General features: G+C 59.9%; 5 protein-coding genes. 4 read left to right on the forward strand and 1 reads right to left on the reverse strand.

The window, feature by feature from the left end; genetic code table 11:
* Positions 1–387: 387 nt before the first annotated feature.
* From FNU79_RS18670 to FNU79_RS18685, 4 genes are all read left to right on the forward strand, one after another.
* Positions 388–1,044: a type IV toxin-antitoxin system AbiEi family antitoxin domain-containing protein gene (locus FNU79_RS18670; RefSeq protein WP_143722298.1), complete on the forward strand. Its 657-nt coding sequence runs from the start codon at positions 388–390 to the stop codon at positions 1,042–1,044.
* Positions 1,037–2,056, forward strand: coding sequence for a nucleotidyl transferase AbiEii/AbiGii toxin family protein (locus FNU79_RS18675; RefSeq protein ID WP_143722299.1), 1,020 nt, complete (start codon positions 1,037–1,039; stop codon positions 2,054–2,056). Before FNU79_RS18670 ends, FNU79_RS18675 begins: the two co-directional genes overlap by 8 nt.
* 335 nt (positions 2,057–2,391) lie before the next feature.
* Complete coding sequence (locus tag FNU79_RS18680; protein WP_225430201.1) at positions 2,392–2,814, forward strand: hypothetical protein; 423 nt, start codon at positions 2,392–2,394, stop codon at positions 2,812–2,814.
* 281 nt (positions 2,815–3,095) lie between these two features.
* Positions 3,096–3,509 carry a hypothetical protein gene (locus FNU79_RS18685; RefSeq protein ID WP_143722300.1) on the forward strand — a complete coding sequence of 138 codons (414 nt, stop codon included), beginning with the start codon at positions 3,096–3,098 and terminating at the stop codon, positions 3,507–3,509.
* 277 nt (positions 3,510–3,786) lie between these two features.
* On the opposite strand, the gene FNU79_RS19315 is transcribed toward FNU79_RS18685, so the two are convergent.
* A complete protein-coding gene (locus FNU79_RS19315; protein WP_185974823.1) occupies positions 3,787–3,945 on the reverse strand; it encodes a hypothetical protein in 159 nt (52 codons plus the stop codon).
* Positions 3,946–4,131: the final 186 nt, after the last annotated feature.

Genomic DNA, 4,131 nt, shown 5'->3' on the forward strand with positions numbered 1-4,131 from the left:
AGCGCCGCCACTCGTCTCTAGGCTACTTGACACCCGCCGACTTCGAACGCCAATCTACAGCCGCTTAACCTCAACTACGCAAAATCGGGGCAAGCCCATCCCCGTCCTTGTCTCTCACAGCAACCACAGCGCGGCGTCTCCTCTCCCCTGTCTCAAGGTCATTCCAGCCCCTGGCCCGGTCGAGGGGGGCGGCGCGGTAGCGGTCAAGTGTCAGAATCGTGCCCATAGATAACACATTACCCTCGGATCGGCGTCTCCAGATCAAGGCCCGAGCCTACGGTGCTCGAAATCCGGGGAGAAGGCAGGAGCAAGGTTCTTCTCGTGGGAACCAGCAGTGGATCAAGTACCCGTCTCTGATGTTCGGAAGTGATACCTTCTACAGTAGATATGACTAACGATTTGAACACTTCGTTTGAGCGACGCTGGGTGACGTTGATCGAACATCACCTTCCCGCGTCTGAGCGCCTCATCACAACGGCCCGCTTGAGAACTGCCGGGTTCGAGGGCGTGGAACTCACTCGCCTGATCAAGCGGGGAAAGCTTGAACGGGTCGAGCGAGGCGTCTATGCCCTGCCCTCGGCGGGCGGCGCGGCAAGCAGTCACGCCGAGCGACTCGCCGAGTTGCAACTCCGCTTTCCCTGGGGCGTCGCCTGCCTAGAGAGCGCCGCCAGTCTGCTGGGTCTTACCACCACCGAACCGCTGGAGATCGACCTCGCGCTCCCGAGAAAGCGCGTCGGTCGAACTCCTCAAGCGGCGGGCGTTCACTTTCACTGGATGACCGATGCCATTTACACCCACGGCCAGACCACCGATTTGAGCAGCGGTGTCCTGCTGCGCACCTTCGACGCCGCGAAGACCGTCGCCGATTTCTGTGCCCGGCGCAACAAAGTTGGGAGGAGCGCCTACCTCACCGTCCTCAAGACCTACCTGGCACGCGGCGGCCCTGGGGGATCGCCGGGAGCGACCGCCCCTCTGCTGGCTGCTGCCCAGGTGTGCCATGTGGAACGTATGATCCGCGCTGATCTGGCGGTGCTACGTGCCTGATCCAGCTGCCAAGAATCCTGTCGCCAGCATTATCGCGCGGCTGAAAAATGAAGGTGCAGCCCTCGGGCTGACGCCAGAACAGTTGCGGGTAATGCCGCTGCAAATGGCTTACGCGCACCAGGGCTTCCTGGCCCGGCTGGACGCCAGCCGCCACGCGGAGCGCTTCGTCGTCAAGGGCGGGGCCAGCCTCTTTGCCCGCTACCGCGCCCTGGGGCGTCCCACCCGCGACCTCGACCTGGCATCCGCCGGTCCAGCCGCGTCCCTGGAGGAAATACGCGGCTGGGTCGAGGAGATCTGTGACCAGCCTTTTGGCGATCATCTGACATTTCCCACAGATCAAGTGCAGGTGAAGGTGCTGACACCAGATTCCGCCGCGCACCCGGTGACTGCCGTGAGGCTGACCGCGTATCTGGGCGGATCCCGGCAGATCGTCGACCTCGATCTCTCGTTTGGAAGTGTCATTCACCCTGGCGTCTGCCTCATGACGTACCCGAGGCTGGTGATCCCACAGGCCGTCAGGATGCGGGTCTATCCGCTCGAACAGATCATCGCTGAAAAATTCGCTGCCATGGTCGAGCTGAACGTGGCGAATACCCGGATGAAGGACTTCCATGACCTGTGGCAAATCGCCCGCCACGATCCTCCCTCGCCGCTGCCGGGTGAAGGTGCCCGTGACATGTCGGCGCACGATCTGAGTGAAGCCATGCGGCGCAGCTTCGAGGCCAGATGTACGCCACTCGCGGATCTTTCGCTGGTGCTCAGCCCGGCGTTTGGTCAGGACACTGAGCTGGTCGGGCAATGGAGTCGCTACTGCCGTAAAGCCAACTGGACGAATCTGCCCGGGTTTGAAGAGATCATGGGTGTCATCCGCGCTTTCCCCGGTAAGGTCGCACAAAACCTGCCAGGGCGAATGGCAGGCCGGTGGGCTCCAGATACGCTGACTTGGAGACCGGAAGAGGAGTCGTGTCCGGATCTAGAGCCGTTCCGTCAAATCAGCAAAGACGGTGAGTAAGAGGGGCGAGGTGCATCATCTCAGAGGACGAAATCATCGCCTGAGTCATCTTGCATTCGGAGACTGAGATTTCCCTTAGCAAGACTGAATGAGCGGCACGGTGAGATCCCTCAACCGCCTGTTCAGTTTACTCATAATGAAAAACTCATCTCAGGTTGGTCCGGCCGGGATTCTCCTTCCTGTGGACGGCCAGTCGCAGGTACCCCCATAGATAACACAACTTAACTCTGGGTTCACTGTTACAGCCATGCTCAAGCCTCAAGACCTCCTCGTCCTCCTCAAACTTCTTCAATCCGGTTACACCTCGCACGCCAAGCTGGCTGCCAGCCTAGGCCATGAGTGCCTCAGAGGTCCACGCCGGTCTGAAACGGCTCAAACACGCCCGTCTGGTCAAACGGGATGGGCTTCCCTGTCCGCTCGGCGGTCCGTGGGGTGCTCCAGTACGGCGTGCCGTACTCCTGCCTGCTGAGCGCGGCGAACTCACCCGGGGGCTGCCCACGGCTTACGCCGCGCCACCGCTCAATGCGTTCATCGTGCAGGGTGACGACCCACCCCCTGTCTGGCCAGATCCTGACGGTCCAGTACGGGGCCAGGCTTTTACGCCCCTCTACCGCTCCGCGCCTTTTGCTGCCTGGCAAGATTCAGGGCTCTACGAGTGGCCCGCACTGGTTGACGCGCTGCGGGGCGGAAGTACTCGGGAACGACACCTGGCCAGCGAGCTCCTGGAAGAGCGCCTGCTCACCCCAGTGAACTCATGAGCACTGCGGAGAACCTGCGGCGGCTGACCGAGACTGTCCGCCGCCTCGGCCCAGTAGCCGAACAGCTGGTCTTTGTCGGAGGCAGCACGACCTCTCTGTTCATCAGGGATACCGCTGCAGCGGAGGTTTAGGAGACCCTGGATATTGACGCCATTGTCGAGACGAAGCGGACTGGCTATCGCCGACTCACCACCGCCCTCAACCGGCAGGGATTCTACGAAGATCGTGGTGAGGGTGCGCCCATCTGCCGCTTTCGCAACGGCGACCTGATCCTGGATGTCATGCCGACGGACGAGCAGGTTCTGGAGTTTAGCAATCCCTGGTATCGACTGGCCATCCAGCACACCGAGGTGTTGAAGCTGACAGATGGCCTGCACGTCCGGGTCATTACCGCTCCCTATTTCCTGGCAACCAAACTGGTGGCGTTCCAGAGACGGGGTGAGCGCGACTATAGGATGAGCCATGACATCAGCGACGTCATGTCGGTTCTCGACGGAAGGCCTGAAGTGGTCGCCGAGATTGTACAGAGTGACCAGAACGTGAGGACGTTTCTGTCCACGACGACGCGCGGCCTGCTCACACAGCCAGCGTTCCTTGACACCCTTGCCTACCCCCTGCTGCCGGACGCTGCCAGTCAGGTTCGGGAAGAGCTGATCCTCCGGCGGCTGGGAGAGATCGCGGGGCTTCAGATCTGAAAAACCAGAAGCTTCTTAGAATTTTACAGAGAGACAGAATCTGTTAGTTACAGATTCTGTCTCTCTGTAGGCATCTGACCTTGCCTGTGATTCATCAGACGCGGTACCGTGCAGAATAGAGAGCAGGGGAACTGCGATCTCTGTTCGTTTCGCCCAAACCAACAGAGTCTGCTTCTATGGAAGTCTGTTTATCTGTATTAAACAGACTCTGTTTCTCCGGGACTCTATCCCAGACACTGTGTTTCACTACGCAGCAGATCGGCAAGACCACGCCGTTTCACCATTCCCAGTTCACCTCTTCAGCAATTAGGTCATAGTCCCACTGCTCTTCACGGGCATTCGCGCTTTTGTACCGGTGAATCGGCATACCGTTGAGGGCGGCCCGCTCATGGGCTTTGTAGGCTCGGACGAAGGCGTGGAAACTGGGAATGCCCACATCCGTCAGGCGGGTTCAAGGTTTCTCCCAACATCAAAGCAGGCAGGCTGGATTTCGTCCGGATCAATATGACGGCAGCGTGGGGTCTGACTAGAGTAAGAACAGAAATCCGCCCTTGGAGGCCAGATCACAATTCAATCCGTTCAAAGTAGGCTTCCAGAGTGTCGGGATCACGCAGGGGGCGCA

Source organism: Deinococcus detaillensis, from assembly GCF_007280555.1.
Lineage (GTDB): Bacteria > Deinococcota > Deinococci > Deinococcales > Deinococcaceae > Deinococcus > Deinococcus detaillensis.